At 37.8% G+C, this 22,823-nt stretch carries 26 protein-coding genes and 1 other annotated feature; of the genes, 20 read left to right on the plus strand and 6 right to left on the minus strand.

Annotated elements, in window-relative coordinates:
• Positions 1 to 5 precede the first annotated feature (5 nt).
• Together AC1VS3_RS03230 and tyrS are read left to right on the plus strand one after the other, a co-directional pair.
• On the plus strand, positions 6 to 1,001 hold the full coding sequence (locus AC1VS3_RS03230; protein ID WP_008688596.1) for a LacI family DNA-binding transcriptional regulator: 996 nt from the start codon (positions 6 to 8) through the stop codon (positions 999 to 1,001).
• A gap of 42 nt (positions 1,002 to 1,043) precedes the next feature.
• Positions 1,044 to 1,249: a binding site (T-box leader), on the plus strand.
• Positions 1,250 to 1,287: 38 nt separating this feature from the next.
• Positions 1,288 to 2,511 carry a tyrosine--tRNA ligase gene (tyrS, locus tag AC1VS3_RS03235; protein WP_008688593.1) on the plus strand — a complete coding sequence of 408 codons (1,224 nt, stop codon included), beginning with the start codon at positions 1,288 to 1,290 and terminating at the stop codon, positions 2,509 to 2,511.
• A gap of 536 nt (positions 2,512 to 3,047) precedes the next feature.
• Here the strand turns inward: tyrS and AC1VS3_RS03240 are convergent.
• Positions 3,048 to 3,464, minus strand: a complete 417-nt coding sequence (locus tag AC1VS3_RS03240; RefSeq protein ID WP_008688590.1) for a DUF2871 domain-containing protein — start codon at positions 3,462 to 3,464, stop codon at positions 3,048 to 3,050.
• A 178-nt stretch (positions 3,465 to 3,642) separates the two neighbouring features.
• Positions 3,643 to 4,215 carry a TetR/AcrR family transcriptional regulator gene (locus tag AC1VS3_RS03245; protein WP_008688589.1) on the minus strand — a complete coding sequence of 191 codons (573 nt, stop codon included), beginning with the start codon at positions 4,213 to 4,215 and terminating at the stop codon, positions 3,643 to 3,645.
• A gap of 129 nt (positions 4,216 to 4,344) precedes the next feature.
• On the opposite strand from AC1VS3_RS03245, the gene AC1VS3_RS03250 reads away from it, so the two are divergent.
• From AC1VS3_RS03250 to AC1VS3_RS03300, 11 genes are all read left to right on the plus strand, one after another.
• Positions 4,345 to 5,115, plus strand: a complete 771-nt coding sequence (locus tag AC1VS3_RS03250; protein ID WP_008688588.1) for a hypothetical protein — start codon at positions 4,345 to 4,347, stop codon at positions 5,113 to 5,115.
• Entirely contained in the window at positions 5,105 to 5,686 is a 582-nt protein-coding gene (locus tag AC1VS3_RS03255; RefSeq protein WP_008688587.1) for a dipicolinate synthase subunit B, read from the plus strand. The genes AC1VS3_RS03250 and AC1VS3_RS03255 overlap by 11 nt, the downstream gene beginning before the upstream one ends.
• Positions 5,686 to 6,537, plus strand: a complete 852-nt coding sequence (gene dapA / locus AC1VS3_RS03260; RefSeq protein WP_008688586.1) for a 4-hydroxy-tetrahydrodipicolinate synthase — start codon at positions 5,686 to 5,688, stop codon at positions 6,535 to 6,537. The genes AC1VS3_RS03255 and dapA overlap by 1 nt, the downstream gene beginning before the upstream one ends.
• Positions 6,538 to 6,570: 33 nt before the next feature.
• Complete coding sequence (locus AC1VS3_RS03265; RefSeq protein WP_226906244.1) at positions 6,571 to 6,756, plus strand: sporulation protein Cse60; 186 nt, start codon at positions 6,571 to 6,573, stop codon at positions 6,754 to 6,756.
• Positions 6,757 to 6,796: 40 nt separating this feature from the next.
• Positions 6,797 to 6,961, plus strand: a complete 165-nt coding sequence (locus AC1VS3_RS03270; RefSeq protein ID WP_008688582.1) for a DUF1540 domain-containing protein — start codon at positions 6,797 to 6,799, stop codon at positions 6,959 to 6,961.
• Positions 6,962 to 7,112: 151 nt separating this feature from the next.
• Positions 7,113 to 7,676, plus strand: a complete 564-nt coding sequence (locus AC1VS3_RS03275; protein ID WP_008688580.1) for a hypothetical protein — start codon at positions 7,113 to 7,115, stop codon at positions 7,674 to 7,676.
• A gap of 14 nt (positions 7,677 to 7,690) precedes the next feature.
• Positions 7,691 to 9,343 (plus strand): oligosaccharide flippase family protein, encoded by a 1,653-nt coding sequence (locus tag AC1VS3_RS03280; RefSeq protein ID WP_008688578.1) that lies wholly within the window; start codon positions 7,691 to 7,693, stop codon positions 9,341 to 9,343.
• A gap of 1 nt (position 9,344) precedes the next feature.
• The gene (locus AC1VS3_RS03285; protein ID WP_008688577.1) at positions 9,345 to 10,043 is read left to right on the plus strand and encodes a pseudouridine synthase; all 699 of its coding nucleotides are present in this window, start codon (positions 9,345 to 9,347) and stop codon (positions 10,041 to 10,043) included.
• The gene (locus AC1VS3_RS03290) at positions 10,040 to 10,528 is read left to right on the plus strand and encodes a dihydrofolate reductase (protein ID WP_008688576.1); all 489 of its coding nucleotides are present in this window, start codon (positions 10,040 to 10,042) and stop codon (positions 10,526 to 10,528) included. Before AC1VS3_RS03285 ends, AC1VS3_RS03290 begins: the two co-directional genes overlap by 4 nt.
• Positions 10,525 to 11,829 (plus strand): pyrimidine-nucleoside phosphorylase, encoded by a 1,305-nt coding sequence (locus AC1VS3_RS03295; protein ID WP_008688574.1) that lies wholly within the window; start codon positions 10,525 to 10,527, stop codon positions 11,827 to 11,829. The genes AC1VS3_RS03290 and AC1VS3_RS03295 overlap by 4 nt, the downstream gene beginning before the upstream one ends.
• Complete coding sequence (locus tag AC1VS3_RS03300) at positions 11,826 to 12,179, plus strand: hypothetical protein (protein ID WP_008688572.1); 354 nt, start codon at positions 11,826 to 11,828, stop codon at positions 12,177 to 12,179. Before AC1VS3_RS03295 ends, AC1VS3_RS03300 begins: the two co-directional genes overlap by 4 nt.
• 126 nt (positions 12,180 to 12,305) lie before the next feature.
• Here AC1VS3_RS03300 and AC1VS3_RS03305 read toward each other — a convergent pair whose 3' ends face one another.
• Both AC1VS3_RS03305 and AC1VS3_RS03310 read right to left on the minus strand, forming a co-directional pair.
• The gene (locus AC1VS3_RS03305; protein WP_008688570.1) at positions 12,306 to 12,644 is read right to left on the minus strand and encodes a cupin domain-containing protein; all 339 of its coding nucleotides are present in this window, start codon (positions 12,642 to 12,644) and stop codon (positions 12,306 to 12,308) included.
• Positions 12,645 to 13,217, minus strand: coding sequence for a TetR/AcrR family transcriptional regulator C-terminal domain-containing protein (locus AC1VS3_RS03310; protein WP_008688560.1), 573 nt, complete (start codon positions 13,215 to 13,217; stop codon positions 12,645 to 12,647).
• 137 nt (positions 13,218 to 13,354) lie between these two features.
• On the opposite strand from AC1VS3_RS03310, the gene AC1VS3_RS03315 reads away from it, so the two are divergent.
• The 4 genes from AC1VS3_RS03315 (at position 13,355) to AC1VS3_RS03330 (ending at position 18,118) form a co-directional block, all read left to right on the plus strand.
• Positions 13,355 to 14,515 (plus strand): MFS transporter, encoded by a 1,161-nt coding sequence (locus AC1VS3_RS03315; protein ID WP_481275515.1) that lies wholly within the window; start codon positions 13,355 to 13,357, stop codon positions 14,513 to 14,515.
• A 201-nt stretch (positions 14,516 to 14,716) separates the two neighbouring features.
• Positions 14,717 to 16,807, plus strand: a complete 2,091-nt coding sequence (locus tag AC1VS3_RS03320) for a sodium-translocating pyrophosphatase (RefSeq protein ID WP_008688558.1) — start codon at positions 14,717 to 14,719, stop codon at positions 16,805 to 16,807.
• Between the two features lie 133 nt (positions 16,808 to 16,940).
• Entirely contained in the window at positions 16,941 to 17,468 is a 528-nt protein-coding gene (locus AC1VS3_RS03325) for a hypothetical protein (protein WP_008688557.1), read from the plus strand.
• An 83-nt stretch (positions 17,469 to 17,551) separates the two neighbouring features.
• Positions 17,552 to 18,118 (plus strand): YqaA family protein, encoded by a 567-nt coding sequence (locus AC1VS3_RS03330; protein WP_008688556.1) that lies wholly within the window; start codon positions 17,552 to 17,554, stop codon positions 18,116 to 18,118.
• Here the strand turns inward: AC1VS3_RS03330 and AC1VS3_RS03335 are convergent.
• Complete coding sequence (locus tag AC1VS3_RS03335; protein WP_008688555.1) at positions 18,073 to 18,738, minus strand: gamma-glutamyl-gamma-aminobutyrate hydrolase family protein; 666 nt, start codon at positions 18,736 to 18,738, stop codon at positions 18,073 to 18,075. The two genes, AC1VS3_RS03330 and AC1VS3_RS03335, sit on opposite strands and share 46 nt — an antisense overlap.
• Before the next feature lie 70 nt (positions 18,739 to 18,808).
• On the minus strand, positions 18,809 to 19,759 hold the full coding sequence (gene mnmL, locus AC1VS3_RS03340) for a tRNA modification radical SAM protein MnmL/YtqA (protein WP_008688554.1): 951 nt from the start codon (positions 19,757 to 19,759) through the stop codon (positions 18,809 to 18,811).
• 230 nt (positions 19,760 to 19,989) lie between these two features.
• Between mnmL and AC1VS3_RS03345 the strand changes: the two genes are divergently transcribed.
• The 3 genes from AC1VS3_RS03345 (at position 19,990) to AC1VS3_RS03355 (ending at position 22,782) form a co-directional block, all read left to right on the plus strand.
• Positions 19,990 to 20,673, plus strand: a complete 684-nt coding sequence (locus AC1VS3_RS03345; RefSeq protein WP_008688553.1) for a M48 family metallopeptidase — start codon at positions 19,990 to 19,992, stop codon at positions 20,671 to 20,673.
• Positions 20,674 to 20,687: 14 nt separating this feature from the next.
• Complete coding sequence (locus AC1VS3_RS03350; RefSeq protein WP_008688552.1) at positions 20,688 to 21,521, plus strand: DegV family protein; 834 nt, start codon at positions 20,688 to 20,690, stop codon at positions 21,519 to 21,521.
• Positions 21,522 to 21,750: 229 nt separating this feature from the next.
• Positions 21,751 to 22,782: a zinc-binding metallopeptidase family protein gene (locus AC1VS3_RS03355; RefSeq protein WP_008688551.1), complete on the plus strand. Its 1,032-nt coding sequence runs from the start codon at positions 21,751 to 21,753 to the stop codon at positions 22,780 to 22,782.
• The last annotated feature ends 41 nt before the right edge of the window (positions 22,783 to 22,823 follow it).

Genomic DNA, 22,823 nt, shown 5'->3' on the forward strand with positions numbered 1-22,823 from the left:
GTGTTATGAAACGAATTACCATTTATGATGTAGCAAAAGAAGCAGATGTTTCACTGGCAACCGTTTCCCGTGTTATCAACGGTTCTGAAGTTGTCCGTGAAGACACACGTGTGAAAGTGCAGGAGGCAATTGAAAAATTAGGCTATAAACCGAATGCGATTGCTCAAGGATTGGCACTTCAGAAAACGACGACGATTGCTCTGATCGTACCAGAAGCAAGCTATTTCTATACGGGACAGATTATTAATGGTTTGATTGATGTGGCAAAAATTTATAAATATAATCTGATGCTGCATACAACGACGGAAGGCATTACTGAAATGAATGATATTATTGAAAATATCATCAAATCCCGTGTGGATGGTGTTGTGATTTTCAATGATAAGCTAAATAAGGAAGAATTGAATCAGTTAACAAAATATCAAGTTCCCATTGTTGTCATCGGTAATAAGATGAGTGATGAAACTGTTGGTTCTGTTTATGTGGATTACTCCAGCCTTGTTTATGATTATGCAATGGATTGCATCGCAAAAGGGAAAAAACGTTTGGCATTGATTGAGGATCGTAAGAATCCAGCAATGATCAAACAACTTCGTGATGGATTATCACGTGCTTATAAAGAAAACGGTATGGAATTTGACGGCTATATTGAAATTCCTAAGGAATATCGTTCCTCTTACTTATTTTTGAAAGAATATGTGAAGGATGGCGTCCCTTATGATGTCGTCATTACGTATCGTGATTCTCAAGCTATGGCGGTTATGAACACCGTGAAAGAAGCAGGAATGAATATTCCGGATGATGTGGAATTGGTATGTATCTTAGATAGTAAATATAACTCTATGGCACGCCCTCAGATTTCTGGCTTTAAAATTCCAGATTATGATTTAGGTGCTGTTGCTATGCGTTTATTGACAAAGATGCTAACGGATGAAAATGATGTTCCAGATAAAGAAATCGAATTGAGCTATATTTTCACTCCACGTAAATCAACCAAGTAATCATTGCTTGACAAAGTAAAAAATTACATTATACTTAATACTACAACAGCTATGATAAGAAAGAGTACATAAGGAAATGAGCACAGAGAAGCGGCTGGCTGGTGAAAAGCCGCAGTCAGGAACTTATGGAATACACCTTGGAGCTGCTTTATGAAAAGTAAAGCCGTATGCTCACGTTATGAGCTTGAGAGCCTCATGTTATGAGGAACTAAGGTGGTACCACGCAAATAAAAAACGGCGTCCTTGGATAAGGACGCTTTTTTAATGGCTGAGAAAGGAATAGACTATGAATATTTATGAAGAATTGGTATGGAGAGGCTTAATTAAAGATTGCAGCTCACCGAAAATTGAAAACATGCTGAATAATGAAAAGGTCACTTTTTATATTGGTACTGATCCTACCGGAGACAGCTTGCATATTGGACATTATTCATCCTTTTTAATTTCTAAGCGTTTAAAACAGGCAGGGCACAATCCGATTTTGTTAGTTGGTGGAGGAACAGGGTTAATTGGCGACCCTAAGCCAACAGCAGAACGCGCTATGATATCAAAAGATGAAGTTGCGCATAACTTTGCATGTCTAAAGAAACAGGCGCAGGATGTATTTGGCTTTGAAGTTGTAAATAACTACGATTGGATTAAGGATATCAATACTTTGGATTTCTTGCGCGATTATGGGAAATATTTTAACATTAATTATATGTTGAATAAAGATATTGTTGCTCGTCGATTGGATGAAGGAATTACGTATACAGAATTTTCTTATATGATCTTACAGGCGTTGGATTTTATGCATTTGTATGAAAACCGCAACTGTATCATGCAAGTAGCAGGACAAGATCAGTGGGGGAATATCACAGCCGGTATTGAATTGATTCGTAAGAAATTAGGTAAAGAAGCATATGGGTTTACAATGCCATTGGTAACTAAGGCGGATGGAACAAAGTTTGGCAAAAGCGAAGGCAAGGCGATTTGGCTGGATAAAAATAAAACATCTTCTTATGAACTGTATCAGTTCTTGGTGAATAGTGAAGATAGTAAGGTTATTGAATATTTAAAGACATTGACCTTCTTAAGCCGCGAAGAAATTGAAGATTTAGAAGAAAAGACAAAGATAGATGCGGGACGCAGAGAAGCACAAAAGGCACTTGCGAAAGCCGTCGTTATTGATTTGCATGGTGAAGAGGAATATGAAAAAGCATTAAAAATTACGAATGCTTTCTTCAAAGGAAATATTAAAGATTTAACCAGCGATGAACTCGAGGATGCGTTGCATGGTTTTGATAGTATCGCAGTGGATGATCATATGCCGTTACTTGATGTCTTAGTACAAGCGAAAATTGCTAGTAGTAAACGTGAAGCAAGAGAATGGATCAAGCAAGGTTCTATTCAAATCAATGGTGAACGTATAAAAGACTGTGAATTTATCGTAAGCTCAACACATGCAATCACAACGAATAAAACCATTATCAAACGCGGGAAACGTAATTATTATGTAATTACACAATAAGATAAACAAAGAATTTCAAACAGATATACTTATGAAATCCCACGTTTCAATATGAAAGATTATATATATATGAGAAAAAAGCACATACAGAAATAGTATCTGATGTGCTTTATTTATTAGTGAATGAAAGCTGCTGGTGATAAAATTGCTTTATAAAACACAGGCCTGATATGCATAGGGCTAGACCTATACCGGTATAAAAAGATTTTATGCATACTGTTGGCCATACATGGCTTATTCTTAATAAAATACCACCGCTCATCATACAAAACATGATGATGTATGATTTTCTATCGAAAAATTGTAATATATGCATATAAGCATGGGCATAACGTAAGATTCGATTTGTATGCTTATGAATGAGTTTGCGAAAAATAGCAAAATAGAAAACAAGAAAGGTCAAGATCGTTGCTAGCATCATCCATAAAGTAAGAACAGAAGTGGATTGATAGCCGATATTTAGTATATTAATACCCGCTAGCAACCAAATGAAGCCGGCTAGTAACAAAAGGTAGTTTTTAGGGATATACATTCGTTTACGCATCTTTCACACTCGCTTTCAATATAAACAGGAAAAGAAGAAGACCGATACCTGTTAGGATATGGCCGATACCGGAAACACCGGAGATCATAGCGTTAACAGTATTGGTTAGTTCATTACCATTTACTTGTGTGATACCGCGCAGAAAGAGCATGAGGGAAGTTAATAAGACACCGGGATGATAGAGAATAAGAAATAGCCGATAATGTTTTTGTTTTTCGATATGAAATTGATGAATGGCAAATGTCACGATGAGAAACATGACCATTCCCAGCAGAAAGAGATGGGTATGTACAAAGGCAAGTGTTGTCCTGCCGTCAAATCCCATGAATTTGGTGTATTCGCGATAAAAGATACCACCAATCATGGCGAGAATTGCATAAAGTATAGCGTAGTTTACTGTTCTTTTCATAATGATAGAACTCCTTTCTTATGATGCTAAATAATGGAATTGCTTTATCATGCTTCGCCTTTTTAATAGAGAGGGTTTCAAAAAATAACAATGGTTAGATAGAGAATATGAAAGCCTATTTCCATTATTTATTGTTTGCAAAGCATTGTTGCTGAACTTTGTTCGTTGTAACGTGAAATTATGTTGATTTCGCATATAATAAGCGATATAACATTTCTTTTGTGAATTGACAGTTTTTGCGTTGATGTGAGAGATCTACCAACATATGTTCAAATAAAAACTGTAGAAAGGCTTCCTTTGTAAAGGTTGCTGTCCATAAGCTTTCAGGAATATGCGAATCTTGAGATAGGACAAGAAGAAACCCTTTCTGTATGTGCTGTAAATATTGTTGTTCCAAGGCTTTCCCCTTTTGCTTATCTTCTGAGCGCAATACATGCAATTGTCCTAAAAAAACAGCTTGGAAATCCTCTATATGTTCGCTTAAACGTTGATAGATGGTTTCATAGAAGATAGGGAAACAAGGGGGTTCATCGAATGTGCAAAGATCTTTATGAAAAACCTTTTTCCAGAAATTTTCGATGATAGCCAATACTAAATCGGCTTTTGAAGGAAAGTAATTGTACACTACACCAACAGATATATCCAGTTTTTTGGCGAGCGAGCGAATACTGAGGTGAGTCATTCCTTCCTCATAGGTGATTTGTTCGGCAGCTTCTAATAATTCGTCTTTTGATGTGACTACCTTATTCATAATGATTCCTCCTAATATGAACACTGTTCATTATAGACGCGTTATTGCTGCTCGTCAAGTAGAATACCTTTCTATGCTATAGAACCAATCGATACAATTCACATAGTATAAAAGTAAAGGAGGAGTGCTATGAAAATCGGTGTGGTTTGTAGTGATGAAAGAATGATGCAGGTAGCAGATAATCTGAAAAAAGATTATGTAGTTTATAGGATACAGGAAGATACTGACTTTTTAACATTACCACAGCTGGATGCTTTTGTCTTGCCAGTGAAGGGAATGAATGAAGAACATAATGTACAGATGTGGAATTCCTATATGCATATTCCCAGTAGCTTTTGGAAAATTCAGGGAAAAGAAATGGTTGTTTTCCAGGGTATAGAAAATGAAGCTGCCAAAAAATTAAATGTAGAAGTCGATTATTATATGAATGCGGAAGAGGTCATAACACAAAACGCTATTTTAACAGCAGAAGGTGTTTTAAATGAATTAATTTCACATACTTGTAAAAGTATTTATGCTATAACAATCGATATTGTTGGATATGGGCATTGTGGTAAAGCTATTTATACAATGTTAAAAAATCTTCATACTCATGTACGCGTAATACGCCGTGATTGTGTGATGAGTAAGGAATTTTTACCAATAAAGGAATGGAAAGAATGTGGCGATGTCATCATTTATACTGCTCCGGTACAAATATTGGATGATGCGCAGATACGTTCATGGTCAAAAACACCATTATTCTTAGATATTTCAACACCCGTTTTGTTTCATGAGGAACAAATACACCGTCTGCATCTGAACTATTACAAGATCAGTAATCTGCCAGGTCGTTTTGCATGTATCAGTGCCGGTAATATTATCGCAGATCATATAAGGAGGAGATTACATGAAGAATAAGCGCATTTTATTTGGTATTTGTGGCTCATTTTGTAATCATGCGAAAGTATTAAAGCAGTTGGAAATCTTATGTCAGGAAAATGATGTACAAATCGTGGTAAGTGAAAATGTGTACACTTGTGATACACGTTTCTTTAAAGCAGATGATTTTTTGAATCGCTTGGTAAATTTAAGTGGTCACAGTATCATTCATACAATCGTAGAGGCTGAAAAGGTCGGCCCATGCAATTGTTACGATCTAATGGTGATTGCCCCGATGAGTGCTACTGTTTGTGCAAAACTAGTGCACGGCATTTACGATCATCCTGTTACACTAGCTGCCAAAGCTATGCTGCGAAATAAGAAAAATATTGTTTTTGGAATAGCAACAAATGATGGCCTGGGGATTAGTGGTGCTAATATTTTCACTCTGCTGAATTATCGAGGGTTTTATGCCATTCCATTTGCTCAAGATGCACCATTCCAAAAAGAACGCAGTATTGTCGCCAAATGGGATCTGTTAATGGAAACCTGTGATATGGCGCTTCAAGATCAACAGATAGAACCAATCTTATTAGGAGGAAACGTATAATGGCAAAATTGATGGTAGCATTGATTACTCCCTTTACCAAAGAACATGAGGTTGATTATCCGGCATTGCGTGCATTAATTGCCCGCTTAATGGCGGAGGGAGCGGATGGGTTTATCGTATGTGGTACAACAGCAGAAACACCTTGTTTAAGTGAAGAGGAACGTTCGCAAATAGTGAAATTTGTCTTGCAAGAAACCCATCATGAGATAGAAATATGGTTTGGCTGTGGGACAAATTGTACAGCAGATACTTTGCGGGCTGTGCATCAGGTTCAACAGCTGCCTATTGATGGTGTGCTTTTAGCTGCACCGTACTATAATCGACCTTCACAAGCTGGATTGTATGAACATTTTGCATGCATTGCTGCACATAGCTCTGTCAATGTTATGCTTTATAATATCCCATCTCGGACAGGTGTGAAACTTGAAGCAGAGACGATCGCAAAATTAATAACAACATGTCCGAATATTGTTGCTTTAAAGCAGGCATGTGATGATTTTGCAGCAGTTCAAAAGTTAAAAAAAGAGCATCCTCATTTCATAATATATAGCGGGGAAGATGGAACCATTGACGAAGGCATGGATGCGGGTATGGATGGTTTGGTATCTGTACTTGGACATGTATCACTTACCAAGCTAAAGCATTTTCTATGTGGCAATCGTAAAGATAACGAATTGCGTAAGGAATTAAAGCAGGAAGCGACATTGTTATTTCAGGAACCATCTCCAGCTTGTGTGAAATATGTCTTGGCACAAAGAGGAGAAATTCAAAATGTTTTGCGATTACCTATGATCGAAGTGCAAAATGAACATTTAAAAAAGAAACTACAGGCTACTTTTATCGACAAGTAATCCTTCATGAATATGTTAGAGTCATCTTAGGTGATGAAGATGGTTCAGGTCAAAGTGTTTGATGAGGAGCATGAGGATGATCTCAGCGATATGATCAATGCATTTTTAGAGGATAATCCGGATATCGATGTAGTTGATATTAAATTTTCAACTTCCTGCAGTATACAGGAGGAAGAACAAATATATTGCTTTTCAGCACTACTCATATATCGCACATAACATGAAAGTGTTTGCGCATACTACTGATGGAGGTGTAAATATGCAGAAAAAAACCGAAATTTTATGTAGTGTGAACAATTGTGTCTATCATAAAGACAATCATTGTGTAGCAGAAACCATCAGTGTTACTTGCGACAATTGCATTGAACCAAATGCTTGTTGCGAAACTGAATGCAGTTCTTTCCGTTGCAAATGCGGAAAATAACAAACAAAGGCGATCCATACGATCGCTTTTTCTTTCCGCGAATTCCTAAGACAATCATCAATACTTTCCCATCGACAGATAAAAGCCCCTTGATATTACAGGTATGGTGCATTTCACATACATATGGTATAATTAAAACCGAGGTGATTTCATGCGTAAACTTTCGATTTTATGCATCTTGTTGACGGTATTTCTTACCGGATGTAAAAATCTGCATCATCAAGATAGTGAAAGCATAAAAGTATATGAGAGCTTTATTGATGCCGTAGTTAGTAATAAGGGGATAGAATCAAAAATCATTCCCTTTGAATATAAGATGAATGTATTTAAACAAAAGGATGATTATAAATATGAAATAGAGCTGTATAATCCACAAGTTGCCATGTATGATATCCAGGCCATCGCAGTGGATCAGAATATGGATTCTAATACGAATGTATATCCTTGTATTGGGATATTAGGGGATGATGCCAACAGTCAGTATAATATGATTCCCTATCAAGCGCGGGGAGAAAAAGGCTTTGTTAAAATGATCATTTTAGATGCGATATCACCAAAGAAACAATTTACGGTCAATGTGATGGTGACTTGGAAAGACAGCACATTGCAAAACCAATCCCGTGTTTTTTTCAACTGTAATTATGTGCAGGAAAAAGGGGATACGGCAATTGGAGAAAAGACTACTTCAGATGCTGGTAAAGCAAATGTGGATTAGAGAGGAAACTATTCATGAAGGATAACACAAGAAGTACAAAAAGAAAACAGTCAATCGTCGCCGGAGCATTGGTAAGCTCTGCTGGTATCTTTTTTGCCAAATTGATTGGACTGATTTATGCAATACCATTCAATAATATTTTGGGTACCAATGTCAACGTCGAATATTATGCGATTACCCAATCGCTCTACATGTATTTATTAAATGTATGTCAGGCGGGCTTTCCTTTTGCAATAGCAACACTGGTAGCTCGTTACACGACAAAAGGTGATTATAAGACAAGTATTTTTGTGAAAAAGCTCAGCACGCGATTGATGATTTCTTTAGGATTTGTCATGATGTTGTTATTTATGCTGTTTTCCAAACCAATTGCGCATATGATGTACGATGGGGCAGGAAGTGCAGATGATTTACGTTGGGCATTTGTCGGCTCCAGTTTTGCTTTGTTCTTTGTGCCGATTCTGAGTAGTATGCGTGGGTTTTATCAGGGATTGAAAGAGATGGAAATCTATTCATTGTCACAAGTTTTGGAACAGCTAGCAAATGCTTCGTTTGTGCTGATTGCTTCCAGCATCGCTGTTTATATCTTTCATGGTGATCATATATGGGCTGTATATTTTGGCGTTTTCTCAACGAGCGTTGCAGCTATCACGGCGATGATCCATCTTAAATTTTATGATCGTAAGCGAATGAAAGAAATACGACGATTGGCACATGAACAGGCCTTTGAAAATAAGATTGAAAGCAGAGAGATTTTAAAGGAATTGTTATATGTATCCATACCGTTTATGTTAATAGCTTTATTAGGCTATAGTGATAGCATTATTAACACATTGTTCCTACAAAAAGGTTTAAAGGGGCATGGTCTTTCAGGAAGTGAAATCACCCTGATTTCATCTACTATTAATTATAAGGTTGTTAAGTTGATGAGTATTCCCATGGTATTGGCACCAGGTTTTTCCAGTGCGATCATTCCCCATATTACAAGTGCCATAACGCAACATAATATGAAACAGGTACGTAAAAACATCCGCGATTGCATAGATATCGTTTTGTATATTGCTTTACCGGTATCGTTTTGCCTATATGTGTTTGCTGAACCGCTGATCGTTACACTATTTCCGCCGGAACATGCTAAAGACATCCCGGCAGTAGCCCAGATTATTCGCTGGTTTTCCATTGTCGCTTTTCTAGATACGATGACTCCAATTGTTACCAATTTAATGGTGGCTACGGGGTTACGACGCAATTCTGTGCGCAATACGACAATTCAAGTCGTTGTGAAATTTGCCCTTAGCTATATCATGCTGGTAAAATTTAGCTACCAAGGCTTAGTGTTTTCCACGGTGATTTCAGCTATGCTGAATATTAGCATCAGTTTGTATGAACTAACAAAACATCATGATATTCAATGGAAATATACCTTGCATCGACTTTTCGTCATCCTATGCGGTTGTGGTATTTTATGGATACTTGCACAACTGTGCTTTCATTTAGGACTTCGTGGAAATTATGAGGCAGGACGTGGCATGGCATTTATACAAATGGCCTTTGCTGGCGGTATTTCTTGTATTGGCTACTTTGCGTTCACGTATGTATTCCATTTGCCACAAACGTTATTACACTTGGATTTTGCTGTATTATTTAAGAAACGGAAGAGAGGATAATATGCGATTAGATAAATATTTATCCCATGCCGGTGTGGGAACACGTAAAGAAGTGAAACAACTAATTCGCAAAAAACATGTACGTGTGAATGGTGAATTGGTGGTAAAAGATGATATGCATGTGGAAGAAGATGATTTGGTTCAACTCGATGGGGAACATATTTATTATGAACCTTTCGTCTATTTGATGCTGAATAAACCAAGTGGAGTCATTTGTGCTACTCAGGATAGTGAACATGAAACAGTGTTAGATTGTTTTGATGTCATGTTGCCCAAAGGCTGCTTCCCAGTTGGAAGATTAGATATGGATACGGAAGGGCTGGTGCTCATTAGCAATGATGGGAAACTAGCGCATCACTTACTATCACCTAAGCACCATGTACGTAAAACCTATTATGTCGAGCATCAGCTATGTTTAGATGAAACGGCAATTAAAACATTGTGCAATGGAAGCATCATTTTAGATGAAAAAACAGTATTATGTGCTGCATTAGAAGTCATTAATGAAACAAGCTGTTTCTTTCACATTGAAGAGGGCCGCTATCATCAGATAAAACGGATGTTTTCAGCTGTTGGCAATGAGGTACTGTATTTAAAACGCGTAGCTATGGGGCCTTTGCGATTAGATGATCATTTAGAAGTGGGCGAGTGGCGAGCGCTGACACAGGAAGAGCTTGCTGCTCTTAAGGCAGTCGCATGATTGTTCTCATGGCTGCTCTGGATGCACATGGACTTATTGGTAATCATGATAAAATGCCTTGGCATGTGCCAGAAGAATTGGCATTTTTTAAAATGAAAACCCTCCATCAGCATGTACTCATAGGAAGAGAAACATGGGAGGCGATGGAAAGTACATTGCCGCAACGACACGTTCATGTTTTAACTAGGAATCCTAACTATGCAGGCAAACCAGGGTATGAATATATCGAAACTTCCCTGCAAAAAGTCATCTTCAATTGGAAACCACAAGCACAGCCATTACTCATCTGTGGTGGTGCGCAAACATATGAGCAGTCTTTACCATATGCAGATGAGTTATGGCTTTCACTTCTTCCTGACACCTATGAAGGAACGGTATTTTTTCCTAAGTTTGATGAGAAAGACTTTATGGTGAAAGAGCAAATTAGATATACAAAATTTCAATTTTTTCGCTTATTGCGAAAAAAGAAAGGAGCATCTTTATGAGGTTTGTCGATATCATAGAAAAAAAGAAAGAAAAAGCATCCTTGACAAAAGAAGAATTACATTTTTTCATTGATGGTTATGTGAAAGGCACCATCCCTGATTATCAGGTGAGTGCACTCTTGATGGCTATTTACTTTAATGGTATGGATGCTCAGGAAACGGCCTGCTTATGTGAAGAAATGTTGTATAGTGGAGATGTCATGGATCTGTCTGCGATTTCTGGTGTGAAATGTGACAAGCATTCTACAGGTGGCGTAGGTGATAAAACAAGCTTATCCTTAGCACCGATGGTAGCAGCCTGTGGCGCCAAGGTAGCAAAGATGAGTGGACGCGGCTTAGGTCATACCGGCGGCACTTTAGATAAGGCAGAAAGTATTGAAGGTTTTCGCGTGGATTTAAATGAACAGGAATTTCTTGAACAAGTCAATACCATCGGTTTGGCAATCATTGGACAAACGCAACGATTAGTACCTGCGGATAAAAAATTATATGCTTTACGAGATGTCACGGCTACTGTGAATTCAATACCGTTGATAGCCTCCAGCATCATGTCAAAAAAATTAGCTGCTGGCAGTGATACCATTTTGTTAGATGTAAAGTATGGTGAAGGGGCTTTTATGGAAACTGCACAAAAAGCAGAAGAATTGGCCGAAACGATGATAGCAATCGGTAAGCATTTCCATAAAGATGTTAGAGCCATGATTTCCAGCATGAATCAGCCTTTAGGCAATGCCATTGGAAATGCCTTAGAAGTAAAGGAAGCAATAGCTACCTTAAAAGGGGAAGGCCCGCAGGATTTTACTGAATTATGCTTGAAAGCTGGCAGTATTATGTTACAGCAGGCTCATCTTGCAAATAGTGAGTCACAAGCTAGGGCGATGCTGATGGAAGTTATTAAAAATGGGAAGGCTTTTGAAAAATTAATAGCAATGGTACAGGCCCAAGGAGGCAATGTAGAACAGATTAAACATCCAGAAACATTACCAAAAGCAAAAGCCATTTTTGAGGTAAAGGCGTTATGTGATGGTTATGTAAAAGAACTGCATGCCTTGCAATTAGGAACATTAGCGATGCAGCTTGGGGCCGGACGTATGGTAAAAGAAGATCGCATAGATCCTTCTGTGGGTATCGTTTTAAATAAAAAGGATGGCGATTATGTGCAAACAGGAGATGTACTTGCGTATGTGCATAGCAATCATCCATTAGCAAAACAATGGTTGCAGGATTTTTATGACGCGTATACATTTTCCGCTGTTCCACTAGCAAAACAGCCTTTGATTCATAAGGTATTAGGTGAATGAAAAAAGGTTTGTTTGCGCTTGCCTGTATCTGTATTCTAGTTGCCTTGGCAATAGATAAAGTAGTATTGATTAGTTCTTTTTGGTCTGTCATAAAATATGGCTGTATGGCGTATGGCATCACTTTGCTCACATATGCATTATGTAGTAAGCGTATCACTTATGTAAATACAACTTTGACCATGATGGGTGTCATATTGCTGACGTGTTATACGATTGTTTTAGTGGATACTTTTTTCTTTCATACCTTGCCTTGGCTCTCTGGTATGATAAGATATCCTATTTTCTCCGCTTATGTTCCAGCATATGTATTGTTTATAATACCAGGTATTTGCTTATCCTTTCATGAATAGAGCCATTTGCGTAATGAAAATGGGTTTAACATTAAATACAAGTATATGAGTTGAATAAGAACAACAAAAGAGCAGGGAATCTGCTCTTTTCCTTTGAAAATCGTTTTTCATTGCATAACGTTGTTTTTATCTTACAGAAGAAATAATGAGTGCCATAAACACCAAAGGCGTCGTACCAATGTTTTCAATGCCATGCGATGCTCCATCTGGAGTATGCGTTACATCAAATGGTTCTAAAATACGTATAGTGCCATTGTCATGATAACGAGCTTTTCCTTCAAGAATATAATAAGTTTCACTATCTCCGTGATGAGCATGATATCCCAACGAAGATCCAACATCAATTGTTACGCGAGCATACATTTTCACATGTGGGCCCATTTCTTCTGGTGATAAAAGACGTTCTATGTGCATGGTTCCTTTTCCACCTGCACGGTTTTCATAATGTTCAATAGGTTGTTTCATTTAGGTAGTTCCTTTCATTTTACGATAGGATTCGCGATATTTCTCATAAGCCAGTTTTTCAGAATCCTGGGCTAAACTTTTCAAGGCACTGGCAACCTGTTCGGGACTCTCTTTCATATCCGATTTGATCCAATTAATCACAACACCACTGATACCAAAACTGAAAAATTCAGCATAAAATTTTTTATCCGAAGCATCAAGCTGATGATGTAAATCTAAAGCATCAATAGCTTTATAAAAAAGGGTGCTTGTTAGTGTGAAGATAAAATTTTGGAAGTAGCTTTCATCATGACGAATCGTATTGCTGTAAAACCATTTGTTATTACGAATATGTTGTAGTAATACAGCCATGTAGCGATGCCAGTTTTCTAAAGAGATGTCTTCATCAAACACTTGACTGGCCTCTTGTTCATAAATCCAGCTCAGCAACTCGTATTTATCACGGAAATGATAATAAAACGTTTGACGATTAAAACCACTGACATGTGTTATATCCGCAATCGTAATTTTTGCAAAATTCTTGCGTGAGGTCAATTCCATAAGAGCAGTTGCTAATATGCTTTTTGTATCCATACTTTCCTGCTGCATAGTATCACCCGTTTCTTGTATCTTATTATACACTACTTTTTTTATGATAGCAAAGTTGTTTTCATTTGCTGTGGGTATGACATAAGGCTTTCTGAATCATACTAATGATAGGATGTGATGGTATGAAACAAAAGAAACGATGGATTCTTTACAGCTTGAATTTTTTCGTGTTTGCGGCAATTTCTATGGTGAATACACAAATAATTCCTTATTTGGGAAAGGTAGGATATGATGTAGTTGAGCGTGGTTATATCTTAGCAGGAAGTGCTATTATTGCTATCATCGGACAATTTCTGTTTGGTTATTTATGCGATCGATTTAAGAGATTAAAGCCTTTTTTCTTATTGGCATATGGTTTTATGATAGCAGGTAGTATCATGATGTTTATCATACATAAACAATTGTTTTATTATCATCTTTTTGCTGTTTCGCTTAGTGGAGGAATGGTAAAGGTCATTATGGGACTGAATGAAACATGGATGCTAGAGGTTGATGAGGAAAATTATGGCAGATTGCGAGCTGCCGGTGCTTTAGGATTGACCATTGGTTCACCGATCGCAGGCAGTGTCATTCATGCTTTCGGATATAATTTTTTACTATTTATGCTAATAGGAGTCAGCATATTTCTGCTCTTCTTTTTTTGGAAAAGCGTGGATGCACAAAAAAAGAAGAGCGAACATATACGTTTAGAAAGTTTAAAAGAATTGCTTACGAATCGCTTATACTTATTACTCGTGTTGATTTATTTAATGATTTACATGATTGGTACGGCAGATCAATATGTCGTCATTGATAAGATGTTAGCGATTGGTGCTGATACGAGTGCTGTAGGGATTAAGTGGGCAGTACAGTCATTTATGGAAGTACCACTCTTCTTATTTGCTTCCGCTATTTTAAAACGTGTAAAACCAGGCATGCTTTTATTGTTTGGTACGGTGATGTATGGCCTAAAGTTTTTCTTATACGGAGTGTTTAGTGTTGCATGGGCAATCATCGCAGCAGCATCTTTACAGTTAGTGACGTTACCGATTATCATGCTAAGCAGCAAGATATTGATCAAAGAAATTACACCACGCAAATTGTTTAGCAGTGCACAAATGTTTGCCATGGCAATCTTTGTTGGTGTCAGTGGTTTACTGACTCCGATTATCACAAGTTATTTATGCAAGAGAATAGGGTATGATATGACGTTGTATATGATAGCTGCCTTTACCCTTTTGCCAGTTGTACTAATTCTTTGGTATTTACATTTACGTAAACAAGTGATAGCAAAACAATCCTGACATCCTATGCGGATGTTTTTTTATAAATGTATTTAACTAAATAGCCCTATTTTTCAAAATATCAAGCGATAAATAATTACACATCACGTTGCTTGGTTTCTTTGTACTTTTTTTGATAGAATACCAAAAGAACACATTGCGATATCCATCAATCAGGTGTATAATGAAAACATGTAATCGCTTACAAGGAGGCGAATTGGAATGATTAACGACGACAACGTCTTTGCGTTTCTTGGCATTGCTATAGGGGTATCTATTGCGGCGCTGTTCTATGCGCGCTATCTTTACGGCAGTGTCAAGAAAGAGAAGATCCACATGCATCTGCTGGAAAACCTTTCCAGTTTTATTCACGAGGGGGCAATGGCTTTTTTATCGCGTGAATACAAGATCATTATTCTATTCATTATCGTAGTAGCTGTCTTATTGGCTTCTTTAGGTTTAATTCCATCTTTGCAACATGCAGATGGTGTAGGACCGGGAGCTGCTTTCTGTTTTCTTATTGGAACCCTTTGTTCTGGTGTAGCAGGTTTTTGTGGTATGTTGACGGCAACAAAAGCAAATGCCCGTGTAACACAGGCAGCACATGACAACGGTATGCCAAAGGCTTTACGTATTGCATTCAGTGGTGGTTCTGTTTTGGGGTTGTGTGTAGTTGGATTTGGTTTATTAGGTTTAAGTGTTTTATTTTGCGGTTTTTATTTCTTTACAAAAGATATGTATCTGGCAGCACACGTCATCAGTGGATACAGTTTAGGGTGTAGTTTTATCGCATTATTTGCCAGAGTCGGTGGTGGTATTTATACAAAAGCTGCCGATGTTGGTGCAGACTTAGTAGGTAAGGTAGAAAGTGGTATTCCAGAAGATGATCCACGTAATCCGGCGGTCATCGCCGATAATGTTGGAGATAATGTTGGGGATATCGCGGGTATGGGAAGTGATTTGTGTGAGTCCTATGTTGGGGCAATCGTTTCCGCAATATCCCTGGGTATCAGTTATATGGCAGTGCAGGGTGAACACATGGGAATAAGTTCCTTAATGTTTCCTATACTGATTGCGGCTTTGGGTATTTTATCTAGTATCTTTGCACAAGTCTTTGTCCGAGCCAAAGAGTGGGATAACCCTGCAAAAGCTTTAAATATTGCAACTTATGTTTCTACTTTGGTAGTATTAGTAGGCTCTTTACTATTAAGCTATTTTGTATTTAATGATGTCTATCCTTTCTATTCCATTCTAAGTGGATTAGTTGTTGGTGTCTTTATTGGACGTATTGCCGAGTATTACACAAGTGATTCGTATCGTCATGTAAAAGAAATAGCTGAACAATCATTAACCGGTCATGCGACCAATATTATTTCCGGTTTTAGTATCGGTATGCAATCAACAGCTTTAACAATTCTCTTGTTGGCTGCTGGTATTGCTGCCAGCTATCTGTTTTTTGGAATGTATGGTATAGCCTTAGGTGCAGTCGGTATGCTTTCAACTGCCGGTATTACTGTATCTGTGGATGCTTATGGACCAATAGCTGATAATGCCGGAGGTATTGCTGAAATGAGTAATATGGAAGAGCATGTGCGAGAAATCACAGATCATTTAGATTCAGTAGGGAATACCACAGCAGCTGTCGGTAAGGGATTCTGTATTGGCTCTGCGGCCTTTACCGCGTTAGCAATGATAGTCGCTTATTCCCAGCTTGCTCATCTAGATGTCATATCACTATTAGAACCAGGTGTGATCATCGCCTTACTGATTGGTGCAATGCTCCCATTTTTCTTTACTTCTTTAACAATAAAGTCGGTAGGAAAAGCGGCGAATCAGATGATTGAAGAAGTTCGCCGACAATTTAAGGCAGATCCCGGTATTATGAAAGGTACAAGTAAGCCGGATTATGCACAATGTGTTGATATTTCTACACAAGCAGCTTTAAAAGAAATGATTCTGCCTGGGTTGATTGCGGTGATTTCACCCATCGCGACTGGTATCCTTCTAGGAACAAAAGGTCTTGGAGGACTGCTGATTGGCGCATTGATGTCAGCAATCATGTTGGCGGTGTTTATGGCGAATTCCGGTGGTGCATGGGATAATGCTAAGAAATATATTGAGTCCGGTGCTTGCGGTGGTAAGGGAAGTGAGGCTCATAAAGCGGCCATCACAGGAGATACGGTCGGTGATCCCTTTAAAGATACGGCAGGACCGGCAATGGATATCTTAATCAAATTAATGTCAGTGATTTCATTGATCTTAGCTCCTGTATTATTAGAAATGACACCACTGTTGGATTTCCTTTTCCATTAGCTTGAAAAATAACAAAAAATTTCTTATAATGTCTATGTAAGAGTAGACTGTGTGACCCTACGATAGTGGGTTGAAATAGAAAAAGCTCTTGACTTTTGGGTTCAAGAGCTTTTTCATGAAGGAGGATTTCCTTATGGAACTTGTCTTATGCAAAGAGAATGGGCAAACGATCATTCAAGAAAATGGGCATGCGATTTATACGATTGAAGAAGAAAAAGAGCAGGGTCTTTTGTGTGTCTATCTAAAGAACATGTATGGCGAAGAAGTATTAGGAATGTATCAGATACAAAAATGGTATACGCGTTTTATCCGTAAACATACGGAAGATTTTACAATTTATGCAAAAGATGATAAACAAGGTGAAATGCATGGCTTTAAAGAAGGCTATGAAGTGGCATGGAAGGATGTTTTTTATCGCTTTTATGGTGGTTATCATGCCACCAAAAAAACAATCTTATGTATTGATAAAGAAATGCAGCTTGCCGAATTTACGATGGATGCAAAACCTACTGTCCGTTTACGTAATACATCGCTGAATGCCATTTTTGCTTTGTTGTTGTATATGTTTGATGCACATTTGGCCTTTGATAAATTCGAAGAAGAGGCATATTTGTATCGATATAAAGGACGTTATCAAGATGCTTATGAATTTGAAAAATAATCAGATGATGATCCCAATCTAAGTGCTTTTACTATAACATAATTCATCTTGACTGCAAGTATACTGAAAACGGGAGGGATTTCATGAACTTGCAGGCTTTTTTTACCCTTTGGCAGGATGTAGGACTTATTCTATATGCCATTTTAAAAGCTTTTTTACCTCTTCCATCATTAGAAGTCGTGCTGACTCCATTATGCTTAAAGCATCCGGAAAAATGGCTGTTATATTCCTTTGAAGGTGCAATTGGTACTTGCATTGGCGGTGCTATCGGATATGGCATTGCATACAGCGTCGGTCGTAAAGCACTTGCTCATATTGCCAGTGATGAAGATATCGAAAAGGGAGAAACTTTGATGCGCAAACATGGATTGCTTGCTGTGTTCATCGGAGGTATTACGCCAATCCCTGATTTCTTACTGGCTTATTTGGCTGGCTTTACCAAAATGCCTTTTCTTTCCTTTACGCTGTGTGATGGCATGGCTCGACTTTTACGCAGTATCATCGTAACTTATGGATTAAAGAGTTTGGGAACCATCATTCATGTGGATGCTTTTGGAACTTGGTTTTCTTTATTAATTCTAGTATGGATGTTGTATCGCTGGTATCAAAGCCGGCGCAAGCTACGCTCACAAACAACATCTAAGAAATAAGGAAATAGTTGATCGTTTTCCATTTTTTCCGGATGCCATTGTACACCAAGAACGGGAAGTTGTTTATGGAGAAAGGCTTCCACATATTGTTCTTTACTATAAGCTAATATATCCAATTGTTCACCACATTGTTTTACTGCTTGATGATGATAGCTATTGAAACTGGTACCATCGCTATAAAGTTGATGCAGTATGGAGTTTTTGGGGAAATATAACGGATGAGCATGTAGTGTGGCATGGGTATTTATATCAATGTTTTGGAAAAGCTTGCTGCCATAATATACAGCAAGTAATTGCATTCCTCGACATATTCCTAAAATCGGTTTTTGTTTTTGTAAAAAGGCTTGTATACAAGCAAAATCAAAATGATCCTGTGCATGGTCATAAAAGTTGCAAGAGGCATCTGGTATTTCTTGAAGATAATAGCTGCGTAAATCATAACCGCCGCACACGATGAGCGCATCACAACTTGTGGCAGCTACAGCTAATGAAGCATAGGAAACAATGGGGAATAGGGCACAACCATATTGCGAACAAGCATCCACATAGGTTGCATTGATGAACCATTTTGATTGGCTATCAAAAGATTCCATACGGCATGTAATGGCAATGGTTTTCATAACAAGCCTCCTGTTTTACTCTATGCGTTTTTCCTATGCTTGTGCCTATCAAAAAAAGAAAAGCTGATTTTCAGCTTTTGGAGTAAAGTCGTCCTTGCCAAGTATTACGGCGTTTCATCTCTTTATCGATGGTGTTTAAAACATTTACTTTGTGCAAGGTCCAAGTAGGCGCAATAAGTAGTTCTTTCACACCATCACCAGTCAATCGTTGGATGATCATTTCCGGAGGCAAAACTTCTAACTGGCGTATCACGATATCTACATAATCTTCTAATGATAATAACGGAAATGGTTGGTTTTCATATTCTGTTGCCATCTGCGTATCCTGCATGATATGCAGCATGTGAAGTTTGAGTGCGTGAATAGGCAATGTAGCTAATGCTTTGGCACTTTCCAGCATCATATCTGTGGTTTCATAGGGTAATGAATTAATTAAGTGCACCGCCACTTTGATATCAGTTTTTGCCAGGCGCTGCAAACAATCTAAAAACTGTGCATATGTGTGACCGCGATTGCAATGTTGAGCTGTTTGATCATAGATGCTTTGTAATCCCAATTCGATCCAAATATCTTTCTCTTTACATAAGGAATGCAGATAAGCAAGCTTATCATCTTCTAAGCAATCTGCGCGTGTGGCAATGCTTAAGGCAAGTACATCTTTTCGTTCCATAAATGGTTGAAAACAGTGTTTGAGCTCATGCAAAGGGGCATATGTATTCGTGTATGCTTGAAAATAGGCAATACTACCACCATTTGGCCATTTTCTAAGCATCATCTGCTGACGATCCATAAATTGCTTCATTAAATCATCCTGTAGATTTCCAGCATATTCACCACTGCCTAAGCTGCCACAAAAGGTGCAACCGCCCTGACCACAGGTTCCATCACGATTCGGACAGGAAAAATTGGCATTTAAAGGAACTTTAAATACTTTTTGATGATAACGATGCTTTAAATAATAATTCCATGTATGATAACGTTTATTATCATCACTATACGGGAAGGGGTTATTGTATGCCATAAAATCACCGCATTCATTTTAGCATATTCGTATAAAAAGTAAATCTTTTCTCCATCAAAAGTAAAAGCATGCTATAATACTCTTACTAATAAAAACGTAAAATATGAAATAGGAAAATAAAATATTACAAATGAAAAAAATTCCAGAAATGTAAAAGGAAAAAGTATTTATTTTTCACATTAAGTATGAGATAATAAAATGCACACGCAAGGATTGAGGTAGTAAGAATTATGGATGGAAACAAGAAAGTAATACAGTGTAAAAAATATCCGATTACCTATACATTGGTAATTAAACAAGTGAAAAATATCAATATGCGTATTAGTACGAAGGGTGAGGTCATCGTTAGCGCAAATCCATTCGTATCACTGGATAAAATTGATGATTTCGTCAGTAGTAAAGCCAGTTGGATTGCCAAACACCAGAAATCGATGGAAGAACGAAGCCATTGTACTGTGTTTGATGAGAATCAGCTGATGTTGTTTGGTAATTCTTTGAAAATAAAATATATGACGGGGAAGTATAATCATGTAAGCTATGATGATAAATATCTGTATGTGCAATATCGCACAAACAGTGATCCGCAAAAGGTCATTCATCAGTTTATTGATAAATTGTGTAAGGATGTCTTTAGTGATGTAGCAATGCTCACGTGTCGTTCGCTCAGTGACTATCATATCGCATACCCTCAAATCAAAGTGCGGGATATGAAAAGTCGTTGGGGAAGCTGTACACCGGCCAAACAGTCCATTACTTTGAATCGAAAGCTGATCCATTACCCATTAGAATTTATTGAGTATGTAATTCTTCATGAATTTGTACATTTTATTCAGCCAAATCATTCAAAAGCATTTTATCACATTATCGAAAATTATATGCCGGATTATAAAAAACGGATGGAGCTTGTCAGCTAGAAAAGGGAGTTCACATGGTAAAAATTATAACAGATACTTCTGCTTTATTTACGGTAGAAAATGGCATCCATATGGGAGTAGATGTCTTGCCTTTATGTGTCAGCATTGATGACCATCAGTATCGTGATTTATGTTTTGATACAAAATTGTTTCTTGATAAAATAAAGGAAGGGCATGTTCCCAGCAGTTCACAACCACCGATTGGTGAAGTGTTGGCTGCATATGAAGATGCGAAAGAAGAAGAAATTTTAAATATCACAATGGCTGATGGCTTGTCAGGCACCTACCAAACCGCTTGTATGGCGAAGCAGCAGGCATGCAATGCTTCCTCAATTACGGTGTTAAATTCACAAACATTATGTGGACCTCATCGTTATTTAGTGGAGAAGGCAGTGCGTCTTCGTGATTTAGGAAAGAATGTAAAAGAAATCGTGCAGGAACTGGAACACAGTATTGCCAGTGAACACTCCTTTTTGATTCCACAAAATTTTGATTTCTTACGTCGCGGTGGACGTTTAAAACCTGCGGCTGCAACGATTGGCGGTCTTTTGAAACTTAAACCAATCATGGAGAAAGTAGAAGGCGGTACACGGCTAGATAAGTTTGATATTGCTAGAACTTTAAGTAAGGCAGTGCAGCATATTGTAGACTTCATGAAAGAAGATGGCGTAAATGAATATTATAAAATCTTTGTCTCTCATGCAGATGCCTTAGAAGATGCAAGAAAGATCAAAGAAAAACTAGTATCTATCTTCAGCGAATGTGAAATAGAATTATTGGATTTGTCACCGGCTTTCATTACACAGGGAGGGCCACAGTGCATTGCCATTCAATATATTGCAAAATAGAAGATATGTAGGAGTATCTTCTTTTTTGCATATAAAAAAACAGCTGTTTCTAACCAAACGCTGAACAGCATTTTTATGCATATCGTTTATGCTTATGTTTGCTTTTAGAATGCCAGGTCCTTCGTATATTTCTAGCAATTACGTTACACTCTATAGTATAGAATACTGATGTTATCAATAATGAGACATGATATCTTGTGATGTTTGATAATTGGAAAGGATGGATGAAATGATGAATAAAACATTTATGAAAGAATTACTTACATGTATCTCTGTAAGTGGGAGAGAAAAAGCGATACAACAAATTATTTATGAATATATGAAGGATGTATGTGAAGATAGTCAGATGGATGCCAGTAAGACCCTAATTAGTGTTTTGAACGCAAAAGCAAAACAAAAAGTATTGTTATGTGCACACGTAGATGAAATCGGTTTTTATGTGAATCGTATCTACCCTGATGGAACATTAGGGGTCATAAAGGCCGGAGGGGCACATCCTATCTTATACTTGGGTACACATGTACAAATTGTTGGTAAAGAGCTGATTCATGGAGTTGTAATATGTAATAAAATGTTAGAAACAAAGGGAACAATCGTCAGTGATGATTTGCGAATAGATATCGGATGTGATACGAAGGAAGAAAGTGAAAAAGTAGTGTCGCTTGGCGATGTTGTCTGTGCTGCAGTGGATATGCAAGAACTGCAAAAGAATCGCTTTGCCGCAAGAGCAATTGATGATCGAGGTGGAGCTTTTATCATTTTAGAGGCAGTGCGAAAAGCAAAGGAAATGGGAGCTTCTGTTGGTATGTATGCAGCAACTACTACAGGTGAGGAAACAACACGGCGTGGAGCGTTCCATGCGGTTAAAGCAGTGAAACCCGATTGCGCTATCATCGTTGATGTAACCTTTGCCAGTGATTATCAAGGTGTTCAGAATAATGAAGGCGGCGATATTTTTTTAGGGAAAGGTGCTGTTTTATGCCATAGCAGTATTGTGAATGAAGCAATGAATAAACGTATGGAGACTTTGGCTAAACAGCATGGTATTGCATATCAATGGGAGGTTACGCCAGGTTTTACATCAACGGATGGAGATACGATTCATATGAGCAATGAAGGCGTACCTATCTGTTTGGTATCATTGCCTTTACGCTATATGCATTCTTCTATTGAAACGGCGGATTGGAAAGATGTAGAAAGTTGTATTGATTTAATTGCTGCCTTTCTTTGCTCATTAGATTCAGCTTTTTCTTATCTTTAACTACATAGAACAAATAGGAATGTTAAAAGCATCATACTAGT

It is taken from the genome of Longicatena sp., from assembly GCF_982403165.1.

Excerpts from the sequence above, each read along its gene's own strand:
- AC1VS3_RS03315 (WP_481275515.1), top strand. The coding sequence starts at position 13,355 with ATGAAACAAAAGAAACGATGGATTCTTTACAGCTTGAATTTTTTCGTG.
- AC1VS3_RS03265 (WP_226906244.1), top strand. The coding sequence starts at position 6,571 with ATGAAGATGGTTCAGGTCAAAGTGTTTGATGAGGAGCATGAGGATGAT.
- AC1VS3_RS03300 (WP_008688572.1), top strand. The coding sequence starts at position 11,826 with ATGAAAAAAGGTTTGTTTGCGCTTGCCTGTATCTGTATTCTAGTTGCC.
- AC1VS3_RS03320 (WP_008688558.1), top strand. The coding sequence starts at position 14,717 with ATGATTAACGACGACAACGTCTTTGCGTTTCTTGGCATTGCTATAGGG.
- AC1VS3_RS03335 (WP_008688555.1), bottom strand. The coding sequence starts at position 18,738 with ATGAAAACCATTGCCATTACATGCCGTATGGAATCTTTTGATAGCCAA.
- AC1VS3_RS03345 (WP_008688553.1), top strand. The coding sequence starts at position 19,990 with ATGGATGGAAACAAGAAAGTAATACAGTGTAAAAAATATCCGATTACC.
- AC1VS3_RS03255 (WP_008688587.1), top strand. The coding sequence starts at position 5,105 with ATGAAGAATAAGCGCATTTTATTTGGTATTTGTGGCTCATTTTGTAAT.
- AC1VS3_RS03240 (WP_008688590.1), bottom strand. The coding sequence starts at position 3,464 with ATGAAAAGAACAGTAAACTACGCTATACTTTATGCAATTCTCGCCATG.
- AC1VS3_RS03310 (WP_008688560.1), bottom strand. The coding sequence starts at position 13,217 with ATGGATACAAAAAGCATATTAGCAACTGCTCTTATGGAATTGACCTCA.
- AC1VS3_RS03275 (WP_008688580.1), top strand. The coding sequence starts at position 7,113 with ATGCGTAAACTTTCGATTTTATGCATCTTGTTGACGGTATTTCTTACC.
- mnmL (WP_008688554.1), bottom strand. The coding sequence starts at position 19,759 with ATGGCATACAATAACCCCTTCCCGTATAGTGATGATAATAAACGTTAT.
- AC1VS3_RS03305 (WP_008688570.1), bottom strand. The coding sequence starts at position 12,644 with ATGAAACAACCTATTGAACATTATGAAAACCGTGCAGGTGGAAAAGGA.
- dapA (WP_008688586.1), top strand. The coding sequence starts at position 5,686 with ATGGCAAAATTGATGGTAGCATTGATTACTCCCTTTACCAAAGAACAT.
- AC1VS3_RS03280 (WP_008688578.1), top strand. The coding sequence starts at position 7,691 with ATGAAGGATAACACAAGAAGTACAAAAAGAAAACAGTCAATCGTCGCC.
- AC1VS3_RS03270 (WP_008688582.1), top strand. The coding sequence starts at position 6,797 with ATGCAGAAAAAAACCGAAATTTTATGTAGTGTGAACAATTGTGTCTAT.
- AC1VS3_RS03285 (WP_008688577.1), top strand. The coding sequence starts at position 9,345 with ATGCGATTAGATAAATATTTATCCCATGCCGGTGTGGGAACACGTAAA.
- AC1VS3_RS03350 (WP_008688552.1), top strand. The coding sequence starts at position 20,688 with ATGGTAAAAATTATAACAGATACTTCTGCTTTATTTACGGTAGAAAAT.
- AC1VS3_RS03355 (WP_008688551.1), top strand. The coding sequence starts at position 21,751 with ATGATGAATAAAACATTTATGAAAGAATTACTTACATGTATCTCTGTA.
- AC1VS3_RS03330 (WP_008688556.1), top strand. The coding sequence starts at position 17,552 with ATGAACTTGCAGGCTTTTTTTACCCTTTGGCAGGATGTAGGACTTATT.
- tyrS (WP_008688593.1), top strand. The coding sequence starts at position 1,288 with ATGAATATTTATGAAGAATTGGTATGGAGAGGCTTAATTAAAGATTGC.
- AC1VS3_RS03325 (WP_008688557.1), top strand. The coding sequence starts at position 16,941 with ATGGAACTTGTCTTATGCAAAGAGAATGGGCAAACGATCATTCAAGAA.
- AC1VS3_RS03245 (WP_008688589.1), bottom strand. The coding sequence starts at position 4,215 with ATGAATAAGGTAGTCACATCAAAAGACGAATTATTAGAAGCTGCCGAA.
- AC1VS3_RS03230 (WP_008688596.1), top strand. The coding sequence starts at position 6 with ATGAAACGAATTACCATTTATGATGTAGCAAAAGAAGCAGATGTTTCA.
- AC1VS3_RS03290 (WP_008688576.1), top strand. The coding sequence starts at position 10,040 with ATGATTGTTCTCATGGCTGCTCTGGATGCACATGGACTTATTGGTAAT.
- AC1VS3_RS03250 (WP_008688588.1), top strand. The coding sequence starts at position 4,345 with ATGAAAATCGGTGTGGTTTGTAGTGATGAAAGAATGATGCAGGTAGCA.
- AC1VS3_RS03295 (WP_008688574.1), top strand. The coding sequence starts at position 10,525 with ATGAGGTTTGTCGATATCATAGAAAAAAAGAAAGAAAAAGCATCCTTG.